This window comes from Nonomuraea sp. NPDC050022 (assembly GCF_044460705.1).
In the GTDB taxonomy this organism is placed as follows: Bacteria; Actinomycetota; Actinomycetes; order Streptosporangiales; family Streptosporangiaceae; genus Nonomuraea.
The window spans coordinates 86,700-110,408 of the sequence record NZ_JBITKE010000004.1; the positions used below are offsets into that span (position 1 = coordinate 86,700).

Here is a 23,709-nt window from a genome sequence, read left to right on the forward strand (position 1 = left end):
TCGTCCCGGTCGGGCTGGCAGAGCCGATGGATATTTCGTCAGTGAAGAGAGCTCAGCTGATGGAGGTCAGCCGGGCCGCGATGACCTTGGGTGCGGTCATCGCCACGACGGCGCTGGTGACGCCTTCCCGGCCGATGCCGCTGCGGTGGAAACCGCCGAACGGCATGGCGTCGATGCGGAAGTCGGACGTGTCGTTGATCATTACCGCGCCGGCTCGCAGCAGGCGGGCCGTGCGCAGGGCCGAGGTGGTGTCGCGGGTGAAGACCCCGGCCTGCAGACCGGTGGCCGCGCGGTTGGCCTGGGTCACGGCGTCGTCGAGATCGGCCACGGGCAGCACGCTGACCACGGGGCCGAAGATCTCGTCGGTGATGATGGGATCGTCGGGGGCGAGGTCGGTGAGGATGGTCGGCTGATAGGTGGCTTCCTGACGGACCGCTCCCGCGCGTACGACCGCGCCGCGGGCGACGGCCTCCTCGACCCGGCGCTCCACCCGCCGCGCGGCCGCCGTGTCGATCAGCGGCCCGACGTCGGTGCTCTCGTCGTGCTTGCTGCCGACGCTCAGGTGAGCGGTCATCTGGGTCAGGTGGCTGAGCAGTTCGTCGTAGTGCTCGGCGACCACGTAGACCCGCTGCACCGACAGGCAGTTCTGCCCCGCGCACCCGAACGCCCCTTCGGCTATGGCCCGCGCGGCTGCCGCCAGGTCCACGCCATGGTCGACGATGACCGGGTTGGATCCGCCCAGCTCCATCAGCAGGGTCCGGGCGCCGGCCAGCCAGGCCACCTCGTCGGCGGTGCGGACCCCGCCGGTGAAGGAGACGACGTCGATGCCGGGGTGCGACACCAGCTCCCGCCCTGCGGCCGGGCCGCCCGGCAGCACGGCGATCCGGTCGCCGGGAACGCCGGCCTCAAGGAGCAACTCGGCGAGGGCGAGCGCGGACAGCGGCGTCGCCTCGTGCGGCTTGACCGCGATGACGTTGCCGGCCAGCAGCGCCGGGCCGACCTTGTGCGCCACGAGGTTCAGCGGGTCGTTGAACGGGGTGATGGCGGCGACGACCCCGAGCGGTTCCCTGCTGCTCCACCCGAGCCGGTCCGCGCCACGGGAGGTGTCCTCGAACGGCACGCTGGTGCCCTGCAGGGCGTGTCCCGCACCGGCGGAAAGCTGCAAGGTCTCCGCTGCCCGGGCCACCTCCCGGCGGGCATCTCTGATGGTCTTGCATCCCTCGGAGCTCACGATGGCGGTGAACCGCTCGGCGTGCTGTCTCAGCAGTTCGGCGGCGCGGTGCAGGGCCTCCCGGCGTTGCCACAGCGGCCAGCCGGTACGGTCGGCGGTGCCGGCCCGAAAGGTGTCCACCAGCGCGTCGACGGCCTCGCGTACCTCCGCGGCGGTGCTGTCGGCGACCTCGCCGAGGAAAGCGCCGGTTTCGGGGTCGGTGATGGCGGTGTGCCGTGCCGTTTCCCGCCAGCGTCCGCCGGCGTACGCCTTGCCGGGCGGGGTCCAGGTGGCCGCCGTGGCGGCGCGTCCGGTCATGAGGCTCATACGGGGAGCTCCTCAACTGCCAGCCGGCTCCGGGTCTCCGCCGAGCGGTGACAGCGGACCTGGTGGCCGTCTCCGATGTCGACGAGGTCGGGTGGCTCGGTGCGGCAATGGTCGGTGGCCAGCGGACAGCGGGTGTTGAAGCGGCAGCCGGAAGGCGGGGAGACGGGGCTGGGTGGTTCGCCCTTCAGCTGGTCCGCCGCACCGGCGTCGATGCGGTGTCCACGACCGGAATGCAGCAGCGCCAGGGTGTAGGGGTGCAGGGCGCCGGTGAAGATGCCTTCGTGCGTGGCTGTCTCCACGACCTGCCCGAGATACAGAACCGCCACCCGGTCGGCGAGGAACTTGACCACCTTCAGGTCGTGGGAGATGAACAGCATGCTCAGCCCCCGCGAACGACGCAGATCGACCAGCAGGTTCAGGATGGTCGCCTGCACCGAGGCGTCCAGGGCCGACACGGGCTCGTCGCAGACGAGCAGCTTGGGTTCCAGCAGGAGGGCTCTGGCGATGACCACCCGCTGCAGTTGCCCACCGGAGCAGTCACCCGGCCGGCGCTCCAGGAAACTGTCGTCCAGGCCCACCTCCGCCAGCGCGGTGGCGACTCGCCGCAGGCGCTCCGGCGGCGTACCGATGCGGTGTTGTTGCAGGGGGGCGAGCAGCGATTCCCACAGCGTCATGCGCGGGTCCAGCGCGGAGTGCGGGTCCTGGAAGACCAGCTGCGCCGACCGGCGCAGCTGCCGCAGTTGGGCGCCGCGCAACTTGCCGACCCTCAGCCGATCGACGTCGATCCGTCCGCAGTCGGCTGGTACGAGGCCGAGCAGGAGCCGAGCCAGAGTGCTCTTGCCCGAGCCGGACTCACCGACCAGCCCCAGCACCTCCCCTGACCGGATGCGCAGGGACACGTCGTCGACGGAGTGCACGTGCGGCCGGCGGCCGAAACCGGTCCGCGACAACGGATAGTGCTTGCTGACATGGTCGATGACGGCGATGTCGGAGTTCTGGGCGAGGTCGTTCATGCCGGAACCTGTCGTCGGGTGTCGATGGTGACCCAGCAGCGTGAGTTGCGGTGAGTGCCGCAGCAGGTGAGGTCGGGTTCCTCGCTGTCACAGTGGGAGCCCAGTTTCGCGTCGCCGTCCGCGACGGCGCAGCGTGGGCGGAATCGGCAGCCGTTACTGGCGGCGCGGGCCGAGGTGGCGTTGCCGGGGATGACGTGCAGATGGCCCGTGTCGTCGGTCTGCAGAGTGGAGCAGCGCAACAAGGCCTGGGTATAAGGGTGCTCGGCGGTGGTGATGACCTCGTCGGCCGGTCCGTCCTCGACGATGCGGCCCGCGTACATGACGGCGATGCGGTCGGCGATGGAGGCGACGGTGGTGACGTCGTGGGAGATGAACAGGACCGACATTCCGGTCTCGGCCTGCAGGGTGGCGATAAGACGGAGAATCTGCGCTTGGACGGTGACGTCCAGGGCGGTGGTGGGTTCGTCGGCTATGAGGACGTCCGGCTGGGTGGCCAGCGCCATGGCGATCATGACGCGCTGGGCCATGCCGCCGGACATCTGGTGCGGATGGTCACCGGCGCGGCGTTCGGGATCGGGGATCCCGACGTCGGCGAGCAACTCCACGACCCGGCGGCGGGCGGCCGGCCGGCTCATGCCGAGATGCCGGCGCAGTGGCTCGGCGACCTGGCTGCCGATCGTCGCGGTCGGGTCGAGCATGCGCTTGGGCTGCTGGTAGAGCATGGAGATGCGCTGGCCGCGGATGCCGTCCAACGCCCGTGATGAGGCGGCGAGCAGGTCCAGATCGCCCAGCCGCAGCGCCTCGGCGTGCATGTGCAGCCCGGTCGGCAGCATGCGCAGCATCGAGTGGGCGGCCATGCTCTTGCCCGACCCGGATTCACCGACCAGGGCCAGCACCTCGCCGGGGTCCAGGGTCAGGCTGACACGGTCGAGGATGGGCGGGGCTTGTCCTGGCCGACCAGCGTGAACGGTCAGGTCACGGACCTCCAGGCGTGCGCTCATGGCTGCTCCCGGGGTTGCGGTGGGGCTTTGTGGTCGTCTCCGTGGCGGTAGCCGTCGGCGTGTTCGTGAAAGATCTGTTCATGCGCCAACGGATCCTGGTGGTGATGCGGTTGCGGTCGAAGGTGGTGCTTGTGCGGCTTGCCCGATGTCGCCGCCTGGAGTTCGCCGACCTCGGCGAAGTGCCGGTCCAGAAGTGCCAGGGCGGCGGACTTGTCACCGCTGGCGATGACGTGCAGCAGTTGCTCGTGCTCGGCCGGCAACTCGGAACGATCGCTGTAGCTGTCGACGATCAACCGGAAGCACAGCTGCATCTCGTTGGAGATGAGTCCGTACAGCCGATCCAGCCGGGTGCTGCCGGCACCGCTGACCAGCCGCCGGTGAAAGGCGAGGTCCAGGGCGGCCAGTGCGCTCCTGTCCGCGCCGCCGGCGGCGTCCTTCATCCGCGCGACGATCACTTCGAGGTCGGCGACCAGGCCCGCGGAGACCCCTCGGGCGGTGACCCGGCGCAGCGCCTCCCGCTCGATCGCTTGGCGGGCGACGAAGATGTCCTCCAGGTCCTCCCTGGTCAAGGTGGGGACGAAGACCCCGTGACGGGGGTAGCTGACCAGCAGACCTTCCTGTACCAGACGCTGCATCGCCTCGCGCAACGGGCCGCGGGAGACCTCGAAGGAGGCCGCGAGCTCGACTTCGTTCATCTGGGTTCCGGGCGGGAACTCCCCGCTGAGAATGCGGTTACGCAGCAGCCCGGTGACCACCTCCGTCAGCGTGCGCTTCGAGGTCTTGGCCGCCGGGGCCGGGGTCTGAGCGCTCATGGGTGTGCTTCTCCGGGTTTGTGGGCCGTTTCCGCCACTCACAGTCCGCAGGCGCAGGAGGGCGTGAGCGTTTCCAGTCTGATCGCCGCGCGGGTGCAGCGGAGCTCCGCACGTCATGAGGACCCGCCTGTCCTGGCCCGGCGCGTCTCCAGGCCGCGGCCGGCGAGTGTGACGCTGAGGGCGGCCAGGAAGATCGCGGCACCGGGTGCCAGGACCAGCAGCGGCAGGCGGTCGAGGTACGGGGTGGCCTCGGACAGCATCGAACCCCAGTCGGAGGACGGCGGCTGGACGCCGAGCCCCAGGAACGACAGGGCGCCGACGGTGATGAGTTTGTGGCCGAAGCGCAGTGCCGTGTGGGCCAGCAACGGGGGCATGGCGTTGGGAAGCAGGTGGCGGCGGATGATGAACCACCCCGAGCACCCCAGGGCCTGAGCCGCTTCGATGAAGTCGCGGCCGTTGAGTTCCAGGGCGACACCACGGGCCAGCCGGCAGAACGGGGTCCACCCGCCGATGGTCAGGGCGAGCAGCAGCGTCAGGTTACCGGTGCCGAGGACCGCGACGAGGAAGAGCGCGACCACCATCTCGGGAAAGGCCAGCAGGATGTCGGTGACGCGCATGACGAGGGTGTCGAGCAGGCCGCCCCGCCGTGCGGCGAGGAACCCCACGAGAGTGCCGGTGACGGCGCAGATCACCAGCGTGACCGAGGCGACGGCGAGAGAGAACCGGCCCCCGTCCAGCAGTCTGCTGAGCACGTCACGGCCCAGGTGGTCGGTGCCCAGCAGGTGGGCGGCGGAGATGCCTTCCAGACGGGCGGCGAGGTTCTGCTGAGCCGGCGGATAGGGCGACAGCCACGGTGCCAGCAGCAGAAGCAGGGCGATCACACCGAACATGATGGACCCGGCCAGCAACGCCGGTGGGCAGCTTCCGCGCCCCCGGCGGGCCGGGGCGGTGGTGGTTCCGGCCGGTGACGGCGGATGCTCAGCGCCGGAATCGTCGCGACGGGTGTTGTCGCCGAAGACGTTAAGCACGGACACGGCTCGCCCTCGCAGTCGGGTTGATGACGGTGTAAAGCACATCGGTGAGGCTGGTGATGATCACGGCCAGGCCGACGACCGCCACGACCCCACCCTGGATGAGCGGGACGTCGTTGTTGATGACCGCGTCGTACATCTGTCGCCCCACTCCGGGCACAGCGAAGATCACCTCGACGACGACGGACCCGCCGAGCAGGCCGGCCAGCCAGACCGCGAACAGGGTCAGGACCGGCAGGACGGAATTGCGCAGCCCGTGACGCAGCATGGTCTGGGCGAAGCTCAGCCCGCGACCGCGGGCGGCGGTGATGTAGGGCGCCTCGAGTACCTCGACCATCGACGAGCGGGCGACCTGGGTGAAGTAGCTCATCGGCCGCAACGCCAGGGTCAGGCAGGGAAGCACCAGCGACGACGGCCCCTGCCAGCCGGAGGAGGGCAGCACGCCGAGCTGCAGGGCGAACACCAGCACCAGGACCGGGGCGAGCCAGTACTCCGGGACGGCCACGAAAGCCTGCGTGATGCCGGTGATCGCCCCGTCGAGCTTGGTTCCACGCCGTATCGCGCAGAGGGCTCCCAGCGGAACCGCGACCAACAGGGCGAGCAGGAGCGCGAGAACGGCGATCGAGGCGGTGACCGACAACGCCCGCATCAGCTGAGGAAGAACCTCCGTGCCGTTGGTGAACGACCGGCCGAGATCGCCCTGCAGTGCCGAGCCCAGCCAGGACAGGTACTGCTGGAGCAGCGGCCGGTCCAGCCCGTACTCGAGCCGGAGGCGGGCCAGCGTCGCCGGGTCCTGGACCAGGTCGCCCACCCGGGCGCGCAGGATCCGCGCGGCCGGATCCCCGGAGGTGACGTAGGGGATGAGGAACACCAGGAAAGAGGCGACCAGCAGGGTCGTCACGAGGACGGCGAACCGCCTCAGCATGTACAACACTCGGGATACCTCCGGGTCGTCACACGTTCTCGGATCGATCAGCGCACGGCGTCGAGTGCGCGGTAGAACGCCCCGGCGGCCGGCAGGAACCACGGCGGCCCGAAGTGACCGGGAACCGGCGGGAACGCCAGGCCCTGCCACGGGTTGGCCGTGGAGTCGCCGCCGATGACCTCGGCCATGACCTTGCCCATGTGGGTGGCCATCTGGACCCCGTGGCCGCTGTAGCCGACGGAGTAGTGCATCCCGTCGCGTACGCCGGCGTGGACCATCTGATCCATCGTCATGTCGACCAGGCCGCCCCAGCAGTAGTCCAGCCGGACGTCCCGCAGCTGCGGGAACACCTCGGTGACGGCCTTGCGCAGGATCTCCCCGCTTTTGAGGTCCGACTGGGCGTCCGACAGGGCGAACCGGGCCCGCCCGCCGAACAGCAGCCGGTTGTCCGGTGTGGGACGGAAGTAGTACAGCAGGTTCTTGGTGTCAGACGCCATCCGCCGGTGCGGCATGAGCTGGGCGACGAGGTCGTCCGGCAGGGGTTCGGTGACGACGATGAAACTGCCCACCGGCACGATGCGGCGGCGCAGCCACGGGGTCAGTTTCCCGGTGTAGCCGCTGGTGGCGATGAGCACGTCGGAGGCGGTCAGGGCGCCACGGGTGGTCTGCACCTGGTGCCCCCGGCCGCCGCGGCGGACGCCGGTTACCGCGGCGTTCTCCGCTATCAGGGCCCCGTGACCGACCGCGGCACGGGCCAGCCCCATGACCAGCTTCCCCACGTGGGCGCCCGCCCCGTTCGGGTCGACCTGCGCACCGTAGTAGCGGTCGCTGCCGAGTTCGTCCCGCATGCGGCCGCGGGGGACCAGCTGAACCGTGCGGCCGACGAGTTTCTCGATCACCCGCGCCGAACGCTCCAAAGCGGCGTAGTGCGCCGGTTTGGCGGCCAGGGTGAGCTTTCCCGACCGCTCGAAGTGGCAGTCGATCCGCTCCTCGGTGACGATCTTCTCTACGGTGTCGATCGCGTTGTCGTAAGCGGTGAACATCATGGCCGCACGCTCAGGGCCGTAGCGCTTGACCGCGGCGGGAAGCGAGATGGCCAGGCCGGTCGTGGCCATGCCGCCGTTGCGGCCGGAGGCTCCCCAGCCCACGGTGTGGGACTCCAGCACGGCGACACTGGCACCGCCGCGAGCGAGATGCAGCGCGGCGGACAGCCCGGTCAACCCGGCACCGATGACCGCGACATCGACGTTCGCAGGGAGCTCGGTGCGGCGGAAGTCGCCGGCCGGTTCGGCGGTGTCGAGCCAGTAGCTGGTCAGCTTCACGACAGCCTCCTCGCGGACTTCACAGACCCAGAACGGCAGGGACGCCGGACAGGTCGGCGGTTTCGGCGTACTGGTAGAAGGGCGTCGAGGGGTCGTAGCCGCGGTTGACGTAGATCTTGTGCGGGATCCGCAGCTCGTGGGCGGGGATCAGGTCGTACCAGATGTGCGAGGAGACGTGGACGATCTCGTCGCGTTCGCAGCCCAGCTGGTCGAGCATGTACTCGAAGGCCTGGTAGCGCGGTTTGTACGCCCTGGCCTGCTCGGCGGTGAACACCTTGTGAAAGGGGGCGCCGAGCTGCTCGACGTTGTGCCGCAACGGCTCGTCGACGGCGTTGGAGAAGATCACCAGAGGGTAGGCGTCGGCGAGCTTGGCCAGGCTCGCGGGAACGTCCGCGTGGGGACCCCAGGTCGGTACGCAGGCCACGATGGCCTCGCCGTCGGAGGGGCGGTAGCCGATGCCCCAGCGTTCGCAGGTGCGCTTGAAGGAGTCCTTGAGCACGTCGGGGTAGAGCTTGAACTCGCCGAGCACCTCGTCCATCCGGTACGCGCGGTAGTCCTTGAGGAAGACCGGCATGTCCTCCTCGGAGATCCGGTCGGCGACCAGCGGCTTGACGGTGAGGTTGAGGTCGAAGCTGGTCAGCGTCCCGTAGCAATCGAAAGTGAGGTATTTGGGGCGCACACTGGTCAGGTCCACGAGCAGTTCCTCCGGTGGTGGTATGTCCGGTGGGGGCAGGAGCGTCGGTGGTCGGTCCGGTGAGGGCCGGAGCCCGTCGGTGCGACTGGGCAGGCGGCGAAGCGGCGAGATATCACGCCCGGTGCGAGCCGTCCGAGGCGGGCAGCCAGCGTGGTGTCTGGAACGCTAAGGACCCGATTCTCTGTTGTCAACAATTTCGAGTCGCCTGCTTGTAACGAGTACGTTTCCCGGCCTTTCTTTGATCTTCATAAGCCGGGTTGGACGACTATTTCCAGGTCGTGGCGCTGACTTTCGCCGCCGGAGTTTCCCTTCAGGCCACCGGAAGATTGTTGACAACAGTTGACCGCCGCTGGCGGTTGTGCACAAGATGTGGTGACGCGGCAGGCGCCACTCGGTAGCCGGCCGACTCTCTCCCGGCCCCGCGACTCCCCCCTCCGCCGGCACGAACGGACTCCCGATGCGAGCTTCCACGACCCCAGACGATCACGGACACGGCCATGGTCACGGTCACGGCCACCCCCACGACGACGCGCCCGCCACCGGGAACGACCACGGGCACGACCACTCCGATCACGCCCACGATGACCACGCGGCCGATCACCACGCGACCGGCCACCACGCGGCAGAGGCGTCGGCCATCACCGGGCACGGGCATGGGCATGGGCACGGGCATGGCCACGACGAGGGCCACGACCACGGGAACGGCCTGTGGGCGCGGATCAAGCACACGGTGGTCCCCCACGCCCACGACGCCAACGAAGCGATCCAGACCGCCGAGGAGTCGGCCAAAGACGGGATCCGCACGGCCTGGATCGGGCTGGCCGGGATGATGGCCACCGCGATCGGGCAGATGGTCATCGTCGCGATGTCCGGGTCGATCGCCCTGCTGGCCGACACCATCCACAACCTGGGACACGCGGCGACCACGATCCCGCTGATCATCGCCTTCCGGCTGGGCCGGCGCGCGGCGACGAAGAAGTACTCCTACGGTTACCGGCGCGCCGAGGACCTGGTCGGGTTGTTCATCTCCCTGGTCATCGTCGCCTCGATCGGGCTGATCATCTGGGAGTCGATCGACGCGCTGCTCAACCCGCACCCGCCGACCAACCTGTGGTGGGTCTTCGCCGCCGGGATCGTCGGCTTCCTCGGAAACGAGGTGGTGGCCGTGTACCGCATCCGGGCCGGCCGTCGCATCGGATCCGCGGCGCTGATCGCCGAGGGCCAGCACGCCCGCGCCGATGGCTACACATCGATCGCCGTCGTCGCCGGCGTGATCGGCGTGTGGCTCGGGTTCGACCGCGCCGACGCCATCGTCGGCCTGCTCATCGCCCTGGCGATCACCGGCATCCTGATCAACTCCCTGGTCATCATCGTCCGCCGTCTCATGGACGGTGTGGAGCCGGCGACGATCGACCGGATGCGCAGCACCATCGCCGGCGTCGTCGGCGTCGAGACCGTCGGCGGCGTGCGCGCCCGCTGGTCCGGTCACCGCATGGAGGGAGACGCCGAGATCGGCGTCGACGCCCGGCTGAGCATCATCGAGGCCCACCGCGTGGCCGAGGACGTACAGCACTCCCTGATGCACGCGGTCGGCAACCTCGACCGGGTCACCGTCCACGTCCACCCCGCCTTCGACGGCGTGGTCCCCGACGACCTCCACGAGTTGTCCGACCACCACGCCTCGAAGGAGGCCCGGGAGGCCTACCGGGCCAAGCTCGCCACGCAGAGCGCGCGGTGACACCCGTGAACGGCTCGACGGGATGGTCGATCCACCCGCTGAGTGAGCGCACCCTGGCCGGCGCGCAGTCGGTGATGCGACGCAGCATCGCCGAGGACTTCGGCGACGCCTACGACCCGCGGATCCACGCCGACGTCGACGACCCGCTGACCCACTACGCCCCCGGAGCCGGCCCCTTCCTCCTGGTGGTGACCGACGACAGCACGGATGAGGTCCTGGCCACGGGCGGGATCCGCAGCGGACGGCTGAAGCCCGGACTCACCCCGCAACACGTCGTCGACCGGTACGAGGACGGCCGGCACGGCCAGCTCGTACGCGTCTACGTCCGCAAGGAAGCCCGCCGCCGCGGCATCGCCAGAGCCCTGGTCCACGCGGTTCTCGACCGCGCGGACCGGGAGGGGCACTACGAGGCCATCGCTCTGCACACCTACCAGCACTCCCCGGGCGCCGTCGCCTTCTGGGAGTCCTTCGGCGCCCGGCTCATCCACGACGACTCGAACGGAGCCACCGGCGCGGTCTTCTACGACCTGCCGCGCTCCTCGCGGTGACTGCCGCGCGGTCCCCATGCCATCCCCACCGCACTGGCGAGACAGGAGAACACCATGTCCAAGCGTCGTGACGTCTTCATCTTCGTTGCCGAGCCCACCAAGGTCGACCAGGCCCGCACCAGCCTCATCGACTGGCTGCGCGGCCTGGAGGGCCACCCCGGATACCTCGGGGGCTCGGTTCTGCGCGAGTGCGCGGGCGAGCTCATCTCGAACACGCTGGTGATGACGCTGGAGTTCGAGAGCACCGAGGCCGCCCGAGCTCTGTGGCCGAAGATCGAGAACACGATCAACCCGCTCTACCCCGATGACAAGTCCGACAAGTCGATGGACCAGGGTGCCGCGTTCTTCACCGGCGCGGACGACGCCGTGGCGCCGGAGGACCTGAAGTTCACTCGCGGCAACGGCCTGGTGGCCCGGATGCTGCACATCCACGCCGAGGTCGTCGAGGACGTCGTGGCCGCCGCCTGACCCACGCCGTTCCCGCCACCACCGGCAGCACTCCCCCCGACGTGATGAGGAGCCTTTCTTGACCAGCACCAGCCTGTGGCATCCGCAGACCGCGATGTCCACCATCGAGGAAACCCGCACCGTCATCGCGTCGGGGCAGGGAGCCTGGATACGTACCGAGGACGGCCAGGACCTGCTCGACCTGCCGGCCGGCCTGTGGCACGCCAACATCGGACACGGCCGAGCCCGCATCGCCGACGCCGTGCGTCAGCAGCTGACCGACCTGGAGACCTACCACCTGTTCCAGGGCATGGCCAACCGCCCCGCCATCCGGCTCGCCGAGCGCCTGGCCGCGCTGAGTCCCATCCCCGACGCGAAGGTCTTCCTCACCAGCGGCGGCTCCGACTCCGTCGACACCGCCTGCAAGCTCGCGCGCCGGCACTGGCAGGTGGCCGGGCGGCCCGGCAAGCGCGTCATCGTCTCCCGCGAACACGCCTACCACGGCCTGCACGGGTTCGGGACCAGCATCACGGGCATCCAGAGCAACCGCGACGGGTACGGCAGCGACTCGCTGATCCCCGAGACCGCCCGCGTGCCATGGGACGACCTGGCCGCCACCGAGGCGGAGCTCCTCCGGCTCGGACCCGACAACATCGCCGCCCTCATCGCCGAACCGATCATCGGCACCGGAGGAGTGCTGCTGCCCGCGCCCGGCTACCTCACCGGGCTGGCCGAGCTGTGCCGCCGCCTGGACATCCTGCTCATCGCCGACGAGGTCATCACCGGCTTCGGACGGGTCGGGCAGTGGTTCGCCTGTCAGCGCTTCGGCATCGAGCCGGACCTCCTCACCATGGCCAAGGGCATCACCTCCGGCTACCTGCCGCTGGGCGGCGTGCTGGTGGCCCGGCGCGTCTGGGAGCCCTTCTTCGCCGAAACCTCCGACGCCCCGACCTTCCGCCACGGCCTGACGTACTCGGGCCACGCCGCGGCCTGTGTCGCCGCCGAGGCGAACCTGAGCATCCTTGAGGAGGAAGGTCTGCTGGAGCGCGTCCTGGACCTCGAACCCGTCCTGGCCCAGGCCCTCGCCCCGCTGGTCGACCACGGAGCCGTCGTCGACGTCCGGGCCGGGGTCGGCCTGCTCGCGGCCGTCCAGCTCGCCCCCGACGTCGACGCGCGCCCCGTGCTGCGCGCCGCGCGGGAGCAGGGCGTACTGACCCGGCTGCTGGCCGACAACTCCCTGCACGTCAGTCCCCCGTTCGTCATCACCGCCGAGGAGATCTCCCGTGCCGCTGACGTCCTCAAGTCCGCTCTCGACCGTGCCCGTGCCCTCGAATCCGCCTGAGCCCACGCCGGCGTCGGCGGACCTCGCCCGGCACAGCGAACTCACGCAGACCGCGGCCGCGTCGCTGCCCAGTGGCTTCCTGAGCGCCGAGTGGACGGCGCCGCGCTCCGGGCGGACCTTCGACGTCGCCGATCCCGCGCTCGGCCGGCCGGTCGCCGCCGTCGCCGACTGCGAACCGGCTGACGGCCTGCTCGCGCTCACCGCGGCGAGCGAGGCGTTCCCCGCCTGGGCGGCCACCCCGACCCGGCGGCGGGCCGACATTCTGCACCGGCTCTACCAGGCGATGCTCGCCGATGAGGACCGCCTGGCGGCCCTCATCACCCTGGAGGTCGGCAAGACCCTCTCCGAGTCCCGCGGCGAGGTCCGCTACGCCGCCGAGTACATCCGCTGGTACGCCGAGGAGGCGGTCCGCAGCTCCGGCCGGAGCACCCCGACCCCCGACGGCGGCTGGCACATCGTCACCGTCCCGCGCCCGGTCGGCCCCTGTCTGCTCATCACCCCGTGGAACGTGCCGCTGGCGATGGCCACCCGCAAGGTCGCGCCCGCCCTGGCCGCCGGCTGCACGGTCGTGCTGAAACCGGCGGAGCTCACCCCGCTGACCTCGCTGGCCTTCGCGCGGCTAGCCGAGGACGCGGGGGTCCCGGCAGGAGTCCTCACCGTGGTCACCACCACGGATCCAGGGGCGGTCTGCGGCGCCCTCATCGCCGACCCACGACTGCGGAAGGTGTCCTTCACCGGGTCCACCCCCGTCGGGAAGCTGCTGCTGCGGCAGGCCGGCGCGAACGTGCTGCGTACGTCGATGGAACTCGGCGGCAACGCCCCGTTCCTGGTCTTCGACGACGCCGACCTCGACCTCGCGGTCCGTGAGGCGGTCATCGCCAAGATGCGCCTGGGGGGTCAGTCGTGCGTGGCGGCCAACCGGTTCCTGGTCCAGGAACCGGTGGCCGACGAGTTCGCGGCCCGTCTCACCGAGGCCCTCACCGCGATCAGGGTCGGGCTGGGCACCTCGGACGTCGACCTCGGTCCGCTCATCGATGACCGTGCGGTGGCCAAGGCCGACCGGCTGGTCGACGACGCCGTCTCGAAGGGGGCGACCGTTCTGGGGCGTTGCGGCGTACCCGGCGGACCCGGCAGCTGGTTCGCCCCGGTGGTGCTCGACCATCTCAGCGCCGACGCTCTCCTGCAGCAGGAGGAGGTCTTCGCCCCGGTCGCGGGCATCCGCCGGTTCAGGACGGAGGACGAGGGGGTGGCGCTGGCCAACGACACTCCGTTCGGGCTCGCGGCCTACCTGGTGGCGCGTGACAGCGACCGGATCGCGCGGGTCGCGGGCCGGTTGGACAGCGGCATGGTCGGCATCAACCGGGGGCTGCTGTCCCACGTGGCCGCGCCGTTCGGCGGGATCAAGGAGTCCGGGCTCGGCCGGGAGGGCGGCGCCGAAGGGCTCACCGAGTACCAGAACCTCAAGTACCTCGCCGCTCCGGCGCTGGCCTCATGACCGCTCGAAGGAGAGCGGCGGTCATCGGGGCCGGAGCGGTGGGCAGCATGGCCGCCTGGCAGCTGGCCGAGCGCGGCCTGGACGTGCATGCCTTCGATCGCTGGGGCGTCCCGCACCACCGCGGGGCCTCCGGCGGGCAGAGCCGCCGGTTCGCGGTCATCAGCATGGGAGACCCGGACCTGCCGCCGCTGGTGCTCCGGGCCGAGCGGCTGTGGCGCCGGCTGGAGGAATTGACCGGACGACATCTGCTTGAGCAGACCGGAGGACTGATCCTCGGTCCCGCGGACCGCACCTCCGTCCGGCAGGCCGTGGCCAGCTGCGAGAAGTGGGGGCTGGCCCACCGCATCTTCGACGCGCGAGATCTGCGGCACCGCTTCCCCCAGCACGCCGTCGACGACGAGGACATCGCCGTCCATGACTCCGCGACCGGCTTTCTCCGTCCTGAGCCGGCCATCCTCGCCGCGATCGAACAGGCCACGACGCTCGGGGCGACGGTGCGCCATGACACCGAGATCCTCGACATCGACGTAAGGTCCGACACGGTCGAGCTGACCTACCGTGGTACGGGAGGCAGCGCTCGCAGCGAGACGTTCGACGCGGTGGTCCTGGCCCCCGGCGCCTGGGCGGCCACGCTGCTGCCGGACGGGCTGCGGGCGGCGATCGGGGTGGCCGGGCTGACCGCCCGCCGGCTGGCGCAGACCTGGTTCGTACCGGACGACCCGTCGCTGTACAGCGCGGAACGCTTTCCGGTCTTCGAACGGGCCGGCCTGCCGGACGGCGCCTCCGTCTACGGCTTTCCCAGCCTGGACGGCGCCACGGTCAAGATCGGCGTGAAGACCCGCCCACACCCGGAGGTGGCCGACCCGGCGCGCCCGGATCCCCACCTCACCGCCGAGCACATGGCGGAGGTCCGCGAGGTCGTCGGGCGCTGGCTGCCCCGGCTCAACCCGCGTCCTGTGCAGACCTCGGTGCACGTGGAGTCGTACACGGGGGACGGCCGGCCCGTCGTCGGGCTGCTCCCGGGCGCCGCGCACGTCGCGGTCGCCGTCGGATTCTCCGGTGGAGGATTCAAGTACGCGCCGGCGGTCGGCGAGGCTCTGGGCGATCTCCTCGCTGACGGTGTCACCGAGGCCAATATCCGGCAATTCGCACCCGGCCGCTCCGCGACGGTGTGAGCGGATCGCCACCGCGCTGGGCCCTCGGTGAGGGGTACGGCCGGACCGCACCCCTCACGCGCGGCCACCGCCCCTCACACGAGGCCACGCCCCTCACACGAGGCCACGCACCTCACGCGCGGGCGCGCACCTCACGCGCAGGCGCCCGCCTCACGCGCGGGCGCCCACCTCATGCGCGGTCAGCCGCGATGCGCCGTCAGCTGCGATGCGCGGTCAGCTGCAGCTGTACCCCGACGGCGCCTGGGTGTTGCCGTTGGGCCGGCTCGCCTGGAAGCCGAACGTGGTGCTCCCGCCAGGCGCCAGGGTGCCGTTGTGCGACAGGTTCCTGGCCGTCACGGTCTGCCCGCTGACCGATAGGGTCGCGTTCCAGGAGCCCGTGACGGTGTGACCGGCGGGCAGCGTGAAGGTGACCGTCCAGCCGTTCTTGGTGGCGGTGCCGGTGTTGGTCACGGTCACGGGCTGCACGACGTAGCCGTTGCTCCAGGCGTTCTGTACGGTCCCGACGGCCGAGCAGCCGCCGCCCCCGCCGCCGGTCGAGGTGGTCACGCTGACCGTGTTCGACACCGGTGACAGGTTGCCCGCGCCGTCCCGGGCGCGGACCTGGTAGCGGTAGGTGGTGGCGGCGCTCAGGCCGCTGCCGGCGTACGAGGTGGTGGTGCTCGTGCCGACCTGGGCGAAGGAGCCAGTACCGGTCGCCCGCAGGATGTCGTACCCGGCCAGCCCGCTGCCACCTGAGTCGGTGGAGGCGGTCCACGACAGGTTCGTGCCGCTCGACGTGGTGCCCGAGGCCGTCAGGCCGGACGGCGTGGTCGGCGGCGTCGTGTCGGTGCCGCCTCCCGAGGTGGTGTACGAGAAGGCGTTGACGGCCAGCCCCGTCCCGCCGACCCAGGGCTCGAACCCGGCCTGCACGCTGGTGAGGTACCACGACCGCTGGGCGTACCCGCGGCTGATCGCGTCGGCGAGGAAGGTGTCGATGGCGAAGTCCAGCGAGGAGGTGGCCGAGGTGCGGACGTAGGAGATCACGTTCCAGCCGGTGTTGCCGAACCAGACCTGCCAGGTGCCGCCCGCCAGGCTCACCGTGCCGACGGGCGAGCCGACCGGCTGGATGGAGCCCTGCTTGTTGAGCCAGACCATGATCTCGGCGCCGGTGTTCTGCCCGTCGGTGCGCGGGGTCGGATCGAACCAGATGTCATAGGCCGCGTCCCAGACGCCCGCGCTCGGGTAGCTCATCCTGACGCTGGTGCGCAGGTTGCCGAAGCCGCTCGCGTCGGCCCGCATGGGCAGGCCGCTGCCGGTCGTACAGAGGGTGTAGTGGCAGCCCGCGAAGATCGACGGGTAGGAGGCGGGCGCTCCGTTGGTCGGCTTGTTGTGCGCCGCCTGGGTGATCGTGAAGCCGGCGGCGGCCTGGTCGACGTCGATGCACTGCGCCGTGTCGGCTCCCCAGATGTTGTTCTGGACGATGTACTTGTTGCCCTGGATGCTGGTGGAATCTATCTTCCCGCAGATCACCGGGGCGGCCTGGGCCGGAACGGCGAACAGTCCCGCGGCGAGGATCGAGCCGATCGCCGCGATGATCAGGTTGATGTGCACGCGCCTCATGGCATGTTGCTCCCGCTTCTCTGACAAGGAGGTTTGGGAGCGCTCCCACAACGCAGCATCATGGCCGACGTGGTCTCCCGGCAAGCGCGCGTCCGTGCCGGCGCCCGCAGTGAGGCGAGCGACCAGGCAAACCCTGACCGGGACGGGGTGAAAGTTTCACGGCGCGTTGTCGGCCGGGTCGGCGCGTGGTTCAATCCGTCTAGCTGCCGGGCGGGCAGGTCGTGGGCGGGATCTCTGTCGCACGAACAAGGGAATCCCCATGAGATTCATCCGGTCGGTGGCCTTCGCCGCCGCGCTGGTGGCGACATTGCTCGCCTCCGCCCTGGTGGCTCCCCAGGCGCAGGCGCATGGCGTCACGATGTTCCCCGGTGCCCGTACCTACCTGTGCTGGAAGGACGGTCTGCGGGACAACGGGCAGATCATCCCCTACAACCCGGCCTGCGCTGCGGCCGTCGCGCAGAGCGGCGCCACGCCGCTGTACAACTGGTTCGCCGTGCTGCGCTCCGACGCCGGCGGCCGTACCAGCGGCTTCATCCCCGACGGGCAGCTCTGCAGCGGCGGCACCGGCGGCCCGTACGACTTCACCGCCTACAACGCCGTCCGCTCCGACTGGCCGCAGACCCACCTGACCTCGGGCGCGAGCATCCAGATGTGGCACAGCAACTGGGCCCAGCACCCCGGCACGTTCGTCTACTACGTCACCAAGAACGGCTGGAACCCGAACGCCCCGCTCAAGTGGTCCGACCTGGAGTCGTTCGGCAGCGTCACCAACCCGCCAGCCACCGGTGGGCCCGGCGCGCTCAACTACTACTACTGGAACGTCCAGCTCCCGTCCGGCAAGAGCGGGCGGCACATGATCTACGTCGACTGGATCCGCTCCGACAGCGCCGAGAACTTCTTCAGCTGCTCCGACGTCGTCTTCGACGGCGGCCACGGCGAGGTCACCGGTGTCGGACCCAACGGCGACAGCACGCCCGACCCCACTGTCACCCCGACTCCCCCAACGCCCGGCGCCTGCTCCGCCACCTGGCACGCGACCGACAACCCCGGCTGGCCAGGACACTTCCAGGCCGACGTGACGGTCAAGAACAACGGCACCACCGCGCTCAACGGCTGGACGGTCAAGTGGACCTTCAGCGGCGGGCAGGGCCTCGACGGATCGCCATGGAACGGCGTGCTGAGCGCGCAGCCGCCCAACGTCTCGGTCAAGAACGCCACCTACAACGGGCAGCTCGCGCCGAACGCGACCACCTCGTTCGGATTCAACGCCACGGGCACCGCCCCCAGCCCCGCACCCACGCTGACCTGCACCAGCCCGTAGGTCATGCGCATTCCGGAAGAGTTGAGGACCAGAAGGGCCGCGGCGATCGCCGTCGTGGCCCTGATCCCCGTCGCCGGTGCGGCGCTGTTCGTGGGCCTGCACCAGGCGGGGCGATCGGACCTGCGCGATCAGCTCGCCGCCCAGGTCACGGACATCCTTGAGAGATCCACCCCGGCCGAGCACCACGACCACGGGCACGAGTTCGGCGAGCAGGCCGGCCGGATCGTGTGCGCGGTCGACCCGTTCGGCTTCGACCCGCCGACCGCGACCACGACGGCCCAGGTGAAGTGGGTCTACGCCCGCCACATGTGCGCCATCACCGGTCCGGGCGCCGGGTGGGCCGTCTCGGTGCGCGCCTCGGGCCCGCTCGCCGTCCGGCTCGGCGATCCACCTCTGGTACGGGTGCCCACGCCGGGCGCCGGTTACCCCGAGCGGGTCCGGCAGGTGATACCCCAGCGGTATCAGGAGGAGGCGTTCGGCGAGTTCGCCGACGAGGACGCGATCGAGGCGGCCCGTCAGAGGTTCGCCCTGGTGACGGCCCGATGACCTGGTGGCGCCCGATGAGTGGCGCTCGGCCGAGTGATGCTCGAAGCGAGCGGTGCTCGACCCGAGCGGTGCCCGACCCGAGCGGTGCCCGACCCGAGGGGCGCTCGACCCGAGGGGCGCCGCCTGGCATGCGGACGCGGCCGGCAGGAGGGGGAGGTCTCGCGGCCGGCCGCGGCCACGCCATCCGGGCGGGATGGTGTCATGGAACGGTTGCACCAGTGACGGTTGTCGGCACCACCTCCTCATCGACCGGCCGGATAGACGGCCAGCTCGTACACCGGGCCGCTTCGCGGCGTTGACCGGCCGATATGGCGAGGTTCGCCACACCGGCCGGTCCGGGGTTCAGTTCGCGCAGGTGTAGCCGGACGGCACGGTGATCTGGCCGTTCGGCCGGCTGGCCTGGAAGCCGAAGGCGGTGCTCGCGTTCGGCCCGAGCGCGCCGTTGTAGCTCAGGTTCTTGGCCGTCACCGTCTGCCCGCTCACCGTCACCGCGGCGTTCCAGGAGCCGGTGAGCACGTGCCCGGCGGGCAGCGTGAACGTCACCGTCCAGCTGGTCCTAGCCGCGCCGCTGGTGTTGGTCACGGTCACGGGCTGCACGACGTACCCGCTGCTCCACTGGGTCTGTACGGTCGCGACGGCCGTGCAGCCCCCGCCGCCACCACCGCTGAGGGTGGTGAAGGTGACCTGGCCCGACTGCCCCGAGACGTTGCCCGCCGCGTCCCTGGCCTTGACGTAGACCTGGTAGGCGGTCGCGGGGGTCAGCCCGCTCAGCGTGATCGAGTTGGTCGCCGACTGGCCGAGCAGCGTGCTCGGCGCCCGGTAGACGTCATATCCGGTCACGCGCACGTTGTCGGTGGAGGCGGTCCAGCTCAGCGTGGCCCCCGTCGAGGTGACGCCGGAGGCGACCGGGGTGCCGGGCACGCTGGGCGGGGTCGGGTCGGGGGTGCCGCCGCCGTACACCGACGCCTCACGCGCGGTGGCGGCGATGCCGTTGGCGCCGTTGAAGAGCCGCTGACCCCATGAGGTGAGCTGGTTGACATCGAAGTTGGTGACCTGGTCGAGGTACTCGACGCCGCCGCCGTTGCCGCTCCACGACCAGCCCAGGTAGCCGAGGCCCCGGCTCACGGACTGGGCCATGATCGTGTCCTCGTCCGGGTCGCCGTCGGAGTGGTTGAAGCCGAACTCACCGATCACCAGCGGCAGCCCGGCGGTCCTGAACGCGTCCAGATAAGTCGTGATCTCAGCGGCCGTGTCGTACACGCCGTACATGTGCACCGAGAAGATCGTGTTCTTGGCGGGGTCGGCGTCGAAGACGGTCCGCGCGGTGGTGCGCATGACGTTCTGCCAGTCCTGACCCCAGTTGGGCGCGTCCACCATGAGCGCGTGCTCGAAGCCGTTGGCGCGCAGCTTCTTGACCGCGTTGGCGGTGGCGGTGGTCCAGTCAGGGGTGACGGCGTTGTTGCCGACCGGCTCGTTGCCGATGTTGACGATGACGTAGTTCTCCTGGCCGACCAGGGCGCTCTTGACGCTGATCCAGTAGTCGGCCGCCTGGTCGAGGGTGTAGGCGCCGCTCTGCTCGCCGTACCCGGTGGTGTCGTGGTTCTCCAGGACGCAGATCAGCCGGTTGGCCTTGCAGCGGGCGACGACGTCGGCCACGTCGGAGACGCTGTTGGCGGTCCAGCGGCCGCCGCTGAGCACCACCCGGACGGTGTTCGCGCCCAGCGACTTGATGTCGGCGAACGCCTTGGTCTGGGTGGGGTACCAGGTGTGCGCGTGGCTGGTGCCGCGCATGACGAACTCCTGGCCGTTCGCTTCGAGGATCTTCGTACCGCTCACATGAAGGCCGGTGGCGGCGTGCGCGGGCGCCGGGAGGAAGAGCAGCGGGAGCAACAGCGCGGCGAGCGCCGCGAGCCGGGTTCTCATGGGCGGCCTTTCGATGGTGACCCGCCCCGCCGACGTGGCAGGACGCGGCGGGGCGGGGCGATCATGCGGGACGGATCAGGGGAAGAGCCGTCCGTACTCGGCCAGGGCGACGGCTACGTCCACCTGCGCCCAGAACCGGTGATAGTTGAAGACCGGCGCCGGGCCCGTGCCCTTGATGAAGGCGTCGACCCTCGCGTAGTCGGGGTCGTTCTTGTAGAAGGACCTGATCGACAGGAACGTCGAGCTGGAGTTGATCGGGTCGCCGTTCGGCATGGTGCCGCTCCAGCCCGGCGGGACGTAGACCGGGTCGGCGAGGCGCTTGTAGTCCGTCTTGGTCTCCGGCACCGACACGCCCTTGGCGTCGCGGTACTTCCAGACGCCGTCGAGCAGCGCCTTGGCCGTGGTCCTGGCCGCCGTGTTATTGGCCTTGGCGGCGTAGTACATCAGGGCCTTGGCGTAGGCGCCGGCGACGCCGACGTCCTGCGTGTAGTCCACGATCGACACGTGCAGGCCCGGGTTGGCGGCGGGCATGCCGCTCGTGGAACTGAAGTCGCTCGCCGGCTGGCCGGTCCAGTGCAGCGTGGACGGGATCTGGTAGCTGCCGTCCGCGTTGACCGTGGTGTTGGCCAGCGCCCAGGTGACCCACTTGTCGAGCAGCGTCTTGGCACTGGCGTTGCCGGTGGCGTAGTAGTACTCGGCCACCCGCTCCATCGTCCACGCCTGGAAGCCGAACCACTGGTTGGACGGCGGGTCGTGGTAGACGGGCTGCCAGTCATAGGTCATGCCGAAGAACTTGGGCAGACCGGCCGGCGGCGTCCCGTAGTGGCCTTCCCAGCTGTTGGTCGCGCCACCGGCGATGGCGCCTTCGGCCGACTGCAGCCAGGTGTAGAACTGCAGCTGCCGGGTCAGGCTGGTGCTCCAGTCGGTGACGCCGGTCGAGCTCTTGGGCTTGAGCTCGGCGACGTTCGACAGGGCCCAGGCGGCCAGCGGGTTCTGGTAGCCGGAGTGGTTGTGGCTGGAGCCGATCCGCCAGGCCCACCCTGCGTTCGTGTCGGTCGCGCCGCCCCAGGCGTAATACCAGGACAGCAGGTAGTTGGAGGCGTCCTTGCCGGTGCCGGCCGCGCAGGACGGGCTGGTGCAGCCGGGCTTCTTGAAGTACTTGTCGTACATCGCGTACCGCAGGTAGTCGCCCATCTTCGCGGCCTTGGCGACCGACCCCGAGATCTGCGACTCCTTGCCCTGCGCCTTGGCCCAGGTCTGCGCCCAGTACGCCGCCTGCACGGCTCGCGCGTCGGCGTCGGGGGCGTTGGTGTACTTCCACTGCTTGGCGTACGAGTTGTCCTTGACGAACAGGTCGAGGTAGCCGTTGGGTCCGCCGAACTTGAACTGGTCGCAGGACGGCTGCGGGATCGTCTCGAAGACCGACTCCTCGGGGCCGCGCTGGTAGGTGTTGATGTAGGCGGGCTTGGTGGTGCCGTCGCCGCAGCGGCCGAAGCCGTAGGTGTTGTCGACGTCCAGCAGCCAGTGCATGCCGTAGATGTCGCCGGTGCCGTAAGCGCTCTTCAGCTCGTTGGCGATCGGGTCGGTGCCCACGCTCACGCTGGTGTCCAGCGGTGACGGGTAGTTGTTGATCGAGGTGGACTCGGGGGCGTACGTGGCCGGCTTCGACGGGGAGTAGAAGGAGTTGGTCGGCTGGTCGGCCGTGGCCGGGATGATGTACTTCTCCATCGTCGCCCAGGCGGTGTTGAACTTGGCCCAGTCACCGGTGATCTGCCCGTAGACCGCCTCCAGCCACAGGTAGTAGCTGAACGCCTCCGACGTGGTCTCGTGCCCCTGGTCGGGTGCCTCGACCATGAGGGTCTCCAGCGAGTGGTACGGCACGCCCTCGGGCGAGAAGTAGCCGTTGGCCGGGTCGTGCAGCTCGTTGTAGAGCTCGGTGAACCGCCTGACGTACTCGTTGTCGCCACCCGGCAGGTCGTCGTCGGCCTCGGTGGCGGTGACCGTGATCGGGCTGTAGCCACTGGCGCTCACCGTGAAGGTGGCCGAGCCGGCGGTCGTGTCGGTGTCGTCGGCGGCGGCCAGGGTGACGTTCTGCGCGGTGTTCCAATTGGCGGTGGTGAAGGTCAGGCTGGCGCCCGAGCTGACCGTGAGGTCGGTGTCACCGCTGGTCCGCGCGGTGGCGACGGTCACGTTGCCGGTTGGCGCCCGCGACAGCCGGACGCCGAACGTCGCGGTGCCCTTCTCCGGCACGGCCAGGCTCGTCGGGCTCACCACGAGCGCCGGCGTGTTGTCGGCCGTCACGGTGATCCCGACGGGCGAGGAGGTGGTGGTGGCGCCGAGGTTGTCGGTGGCCCTGGCGGTGATCGAGTAGCTGCCCGCGGGCACGTTCGGCCAGCTGTAGGCGTACGGGGCTGTGGTGTCGCTGTTCAGCAGCGTGGTGCCCTGGTAGAAGTCGACCTTGGCGATCGTGCCGTCGGAGTCCGCCGCGGTCGCGGCGATCGGCACCGTGGCGGGCGCCGCGAACGTCTGCCCGGCGCTCGGCGAGGTCAGCGCCACGGTCGGCGGCTTGTTGACGCCGGCGCCCCCGCAGGTGACGCCGTTGACGGTGAAGGCGGTGGGCTTCGGGTTGCTGCCGGTGAAGGTGCCGTTGAAGCCGATGTTGGTGGAGGCGCCGGTGGCCAGGTTGCCGTTCCAGTCGAGGCTCTTGGCGGTGACGGCCTGGTTGTTCTGCGCCCAGGTGGCGCTCCAGCCCTGGGTGAGCTTCTGCGTGGTCGTGGGGAAGCTGAAGCCGAGCGTCCAGCCGTTGATCGGGTCGCCGGTGTTCTTGATGGTGACGCTGGCGGTGAAGCCGGGGCTCCAGTCATTGGTGGTGTACGTCACCTCGCAGGCGACGGCCGCGCTGGCGGGCGCGGCCGTCAGCGCGGTGGTCACCCCGGCTATGAGGACAAGCCCAAAAGCCGGTGCGAGCCGCCTTCTCAGGCGCGCGAGCATTGTGTACGACACGAGGTCTCCATGGGAGTAGGGGGTGGGAGCGCTCCCAAAATGGATTGTGGGTGGCCATATGGAGATGTCAACGGAATGCCGTCCCGGTGACCCGCATATTTCCTCTCACCTGGCTGCGTGGCATGAAAGTTTCATGGACGTTCCGCGACATTCGGCGAGCATGCCGGGTCGGCGGCGCAGCCGCTCTTCACCGCACCCTGTACACACCCGTGAGCACGGCTCAGTATGGGAGCGCTC

At 70.0% G+C, this 23,709-nt stretch carries 19 protein-coding genes; 8 read left to right on the plus strand and 11 right to left on the minus strand.

The window, feature by feature from the left end:
- Positions 1–52: 52 nt before the first annotated feature.
- From ACIBO2_RS16950 to ACIBO2_RS16985, 8 genes are all read right to left on the minus strand, one after another.
- Positions 53–1,537, minus strand: coding sequence for an aldehyde dehydrogenase family protein (locus tag ACIBO2_RS16950; RefSeq protein WP_397297774.1), 1,485 nt, complete (start codon positions 1,535–1,537; stop codon positions 53–55).
- Positions 1,534–2,550 carry an ABC transporter ATP-binding protein gene (locus ACIBO2_RS16955; protein WP_358533372.1) on the minus strand — a complete coding sequence of 339 codons (1,017 nt, stop codon included), beginning with the start codon at positions 2,548–2,550 and terminating at the stop codon, positions 1,534–1,536. The genes ACIBO2_RS16950 and ACIBO2_RS16955 overlap by 4 nt, the downstream gene beginning before the upstream one ends.
- On the minus strand, positions 2,547–3,551 hold the full coding sequence (locus tag ACIBO2_RS16960) for an ABC transporter ATP-binding protein (RefSeq protein WP_358533375.1): 1,005 nt from the start codon (positions 3,549–3,551) through the stop codon (positions 2,547–2,549). Before ACIBO2_RS16960 ends, ACIBO2_RS16955 begins: the two co-directional genes overlap by 4 nt.
- Complete coding sequence (locus ACIBO2_RS16965) at positions 3,548–4,363, minus strand: GntR family transcriptional regulator (protein WP_358533378.1); 816 nt, start codon at positions 4,361–4,363, stop codon at positions 3,548–3,550. Before ACIBO2_RS16965 ends, ACIBO2_RS16960 begins: the two co-directional genes overlap by 4 nt.
- Positions 4,364–4,476: 113 nt before the next feature.
- Positions 4,477–5,397, minus strand: a complete 921-nt coding sequence (locus ACIBO2_RS16970; protein ID WP_358533381.1) for an ABC transporter permease — start codon at positions 5,395–5,397, stop codon at positions 4,477–4,479.
- Entirely contained in the window at positions 5,384–6,319 is a 936-nt protein-coding gene (locus ACIBO2_RS16975; RefSeq protein ID WP_358534808.1) for an ABC transporter permease, read from the minus strand. The genes ACIBO2_RS16970 and ACIBO2_RS16975 overlap by 14 nt, the downstream gene beginning before the upstream one ends.
- A gap of 47 nt (positions 6,320–6,366) precedes the next feature.
- Positions 6,367–7,641: an FAD-binding oxidoreductase gene (locus ACIBO2_RS16980; protein ID WP_358533384.1), complete on the minus strand. Its 1,275-nt coding sequence runs from the start codon at positions 7,639–7,641 to the stop codon at positions 6,367–6,369.
- Positions 7,642–7,660: 19 nt separating this feature from the next.
- Positions 7,661–8,335 (minus strand): haloacid dehalogenase type II, encoded by a 675-nt coding sequence (locus ACIBO2_RS16985; protein WP_358533387.1) that lies wholly within the window; start codon positions 8,333–8,335, stop codon positions 7,661–7,663.
- A gap of 457 nt (positions 8,336–8,792) precedes the next feature.
- On the opposite strand from ACIBO2_RS16985, the gene ACIBO2_RS16990 reads away from it, so the two are divergent.
- Genes ACIBO2_RS16990 through solA form a run of 6 tightly spaced genes read left to right on the plus strand, consistent with a single transcriptional unit; the run spans position 8,793 to position 15,080 of the window.
- The gene (locus tag ACIBO2_RS16990) at positions 8,793–10,073 is read left to right on the plus strand and encodes a cation diffusion facilitator family transporter (protein ID WP_358533390.1); all 1,281 of its coding nucleotides are present in this window, start codon (positions 8,793–8,795) and stop codon (positions 10,071–10,073) included.
- 5 nt (positions 10,074–10,078) lie between these two features.
- The gene (locus tag ACIBO2_RS16995; protein ID WP_358533392.1) at positions 10,079–10,621 is read left to right on the plus strand and encodes a GNAT family N-acetyltransferase; all 543 of its coding nucleotides are present in this window, start codon (positions 10,079–10,081) and stop codon (positions 10,619–10,621) included.
- Between the two features lie 54 nt (positions 10,622–10,675).
- Complete coding sequence (locus ACIBO2_RS17000; RefSeq protein ID WP_358533395.1) at positions 10,676–11,089, plus strand: hypothetical protein; 414 nt, start codon at positions 10,676–10,678, stop codon at positions 11,087–11,089.
- 58 nt (positions 11,090–11,147) lie between these two features.
- A complete protein-coding gene (locus tag ACIBO2_RS17005; protein ID WP_358533397.1) occupies positions 11,148–12,410 on the plus strand; it encodes an aspartate aminotransferase family protein in 1,263 nt (420 codons plus the stop codon).
- Positions 12,385–13,905, plus strand: a complete 1,521-nt coding sequence (locus tag ACIBO2_RS17010) for an NAD-dependent succinate-semialdehyde dehydrogenase (RefSeq protein ID WP_397297780.1) — start codon at positions 12,385–12,387, stop codon at positions 13,903–13,905. The genes ACIBO2_RS17005 and ACIBO2_RS17010 overlap by 26 nt, the downstream gene beginning before the upstream one ends.
- Entirely contained in the window at positions 13,902–15,080 is a 1,179-nt protein-coding gene (gene solA / locus ACIBO2_RS17015) for an N-methyl-L-tryptophan oxidase (protein WP_397297782.1), read from the plus strand. Before ACIBO2_RS17010 ends, solA begins: the two co-directional genes overlap by 4 nt.
- 213 nt (positions 15,081–15,293) lie before the next feature.
- On the opposite strand, the gene ACIBO2_RS17020 is transcribed toward solA, so the two are convergent.
- Positions 15,294–16,679, minus strand: a complete 1,386-nt coding sequence (locus ACIBO2_RS17020) for a cellulose binding domain-containing protein (RefSeq protein ID WP_397297784.1) — start codon at positions 16,677–16,679, stop codon at positions 15,294–15,296.
- Positions 16,680–16,938: 259 nt separating this feature from the next.
- On the opposite strand from ACIBO2_RS17020, the gene ACIBO2_RS17025 reads away from it, so the two are divergent.
- Together ACIBO2_RS17025 and ACIBO2_RS17030 are read left to right on the plus strand one after the other, a co-directional pair.
- Positions 16,939–18,000, plus strand: coding sequence for a lytic polysaccharide monooxygenase (locus tag ACIBO2_RS17025; RefSeq protein ID WP_358533407.1), 1,062 nt, complete (start codon positions 16,939–16,941; stop codon positions 17,998–18,000).
- Positions 18,001–18,003: 3 nt separating this feature from the next.
- On the plus strand, positions 18,004–18,546 hold the full coding sequence (locus ACIBO2_RS17030; protein WP_397297786.1) for a hypothetical protein: 543 nt from the start codon (positions 18,004–18,006) through the stop codon (positions 18,544–18,546).
- Positions 18,547–18,888: 342 nt separating this feature from the next.
- Here the strand turns inward: ACIBO2_RS17030 and ACIBO2_RS17035 are convergent, their stop codons facing one another.
- Positions 18,889–20,469, minus strand: coding sequence for a cellulase family glycosylhydrolase (locus ACIBO2_RS17035; protein WP_397297788.1), 1,581 nt, complete (start codon positions 20,467–20,469; stop codon positions 18,889–18,891).
- Between the two features lie 75 nt (positions 20,470–20,544).
- A complete protein-coding gene (locus ACIBO2_RS17040) occupies positions 20,545–23,472 on the minus strand; it encodes a glycoside hydrolase family 48 protein (RefSeq protein ID WP_397297790.1) in 2,928 nt (975 codons plus the stop codon).
- Positions 23,473–23,709: the final 237 nt, after the last annotated feature.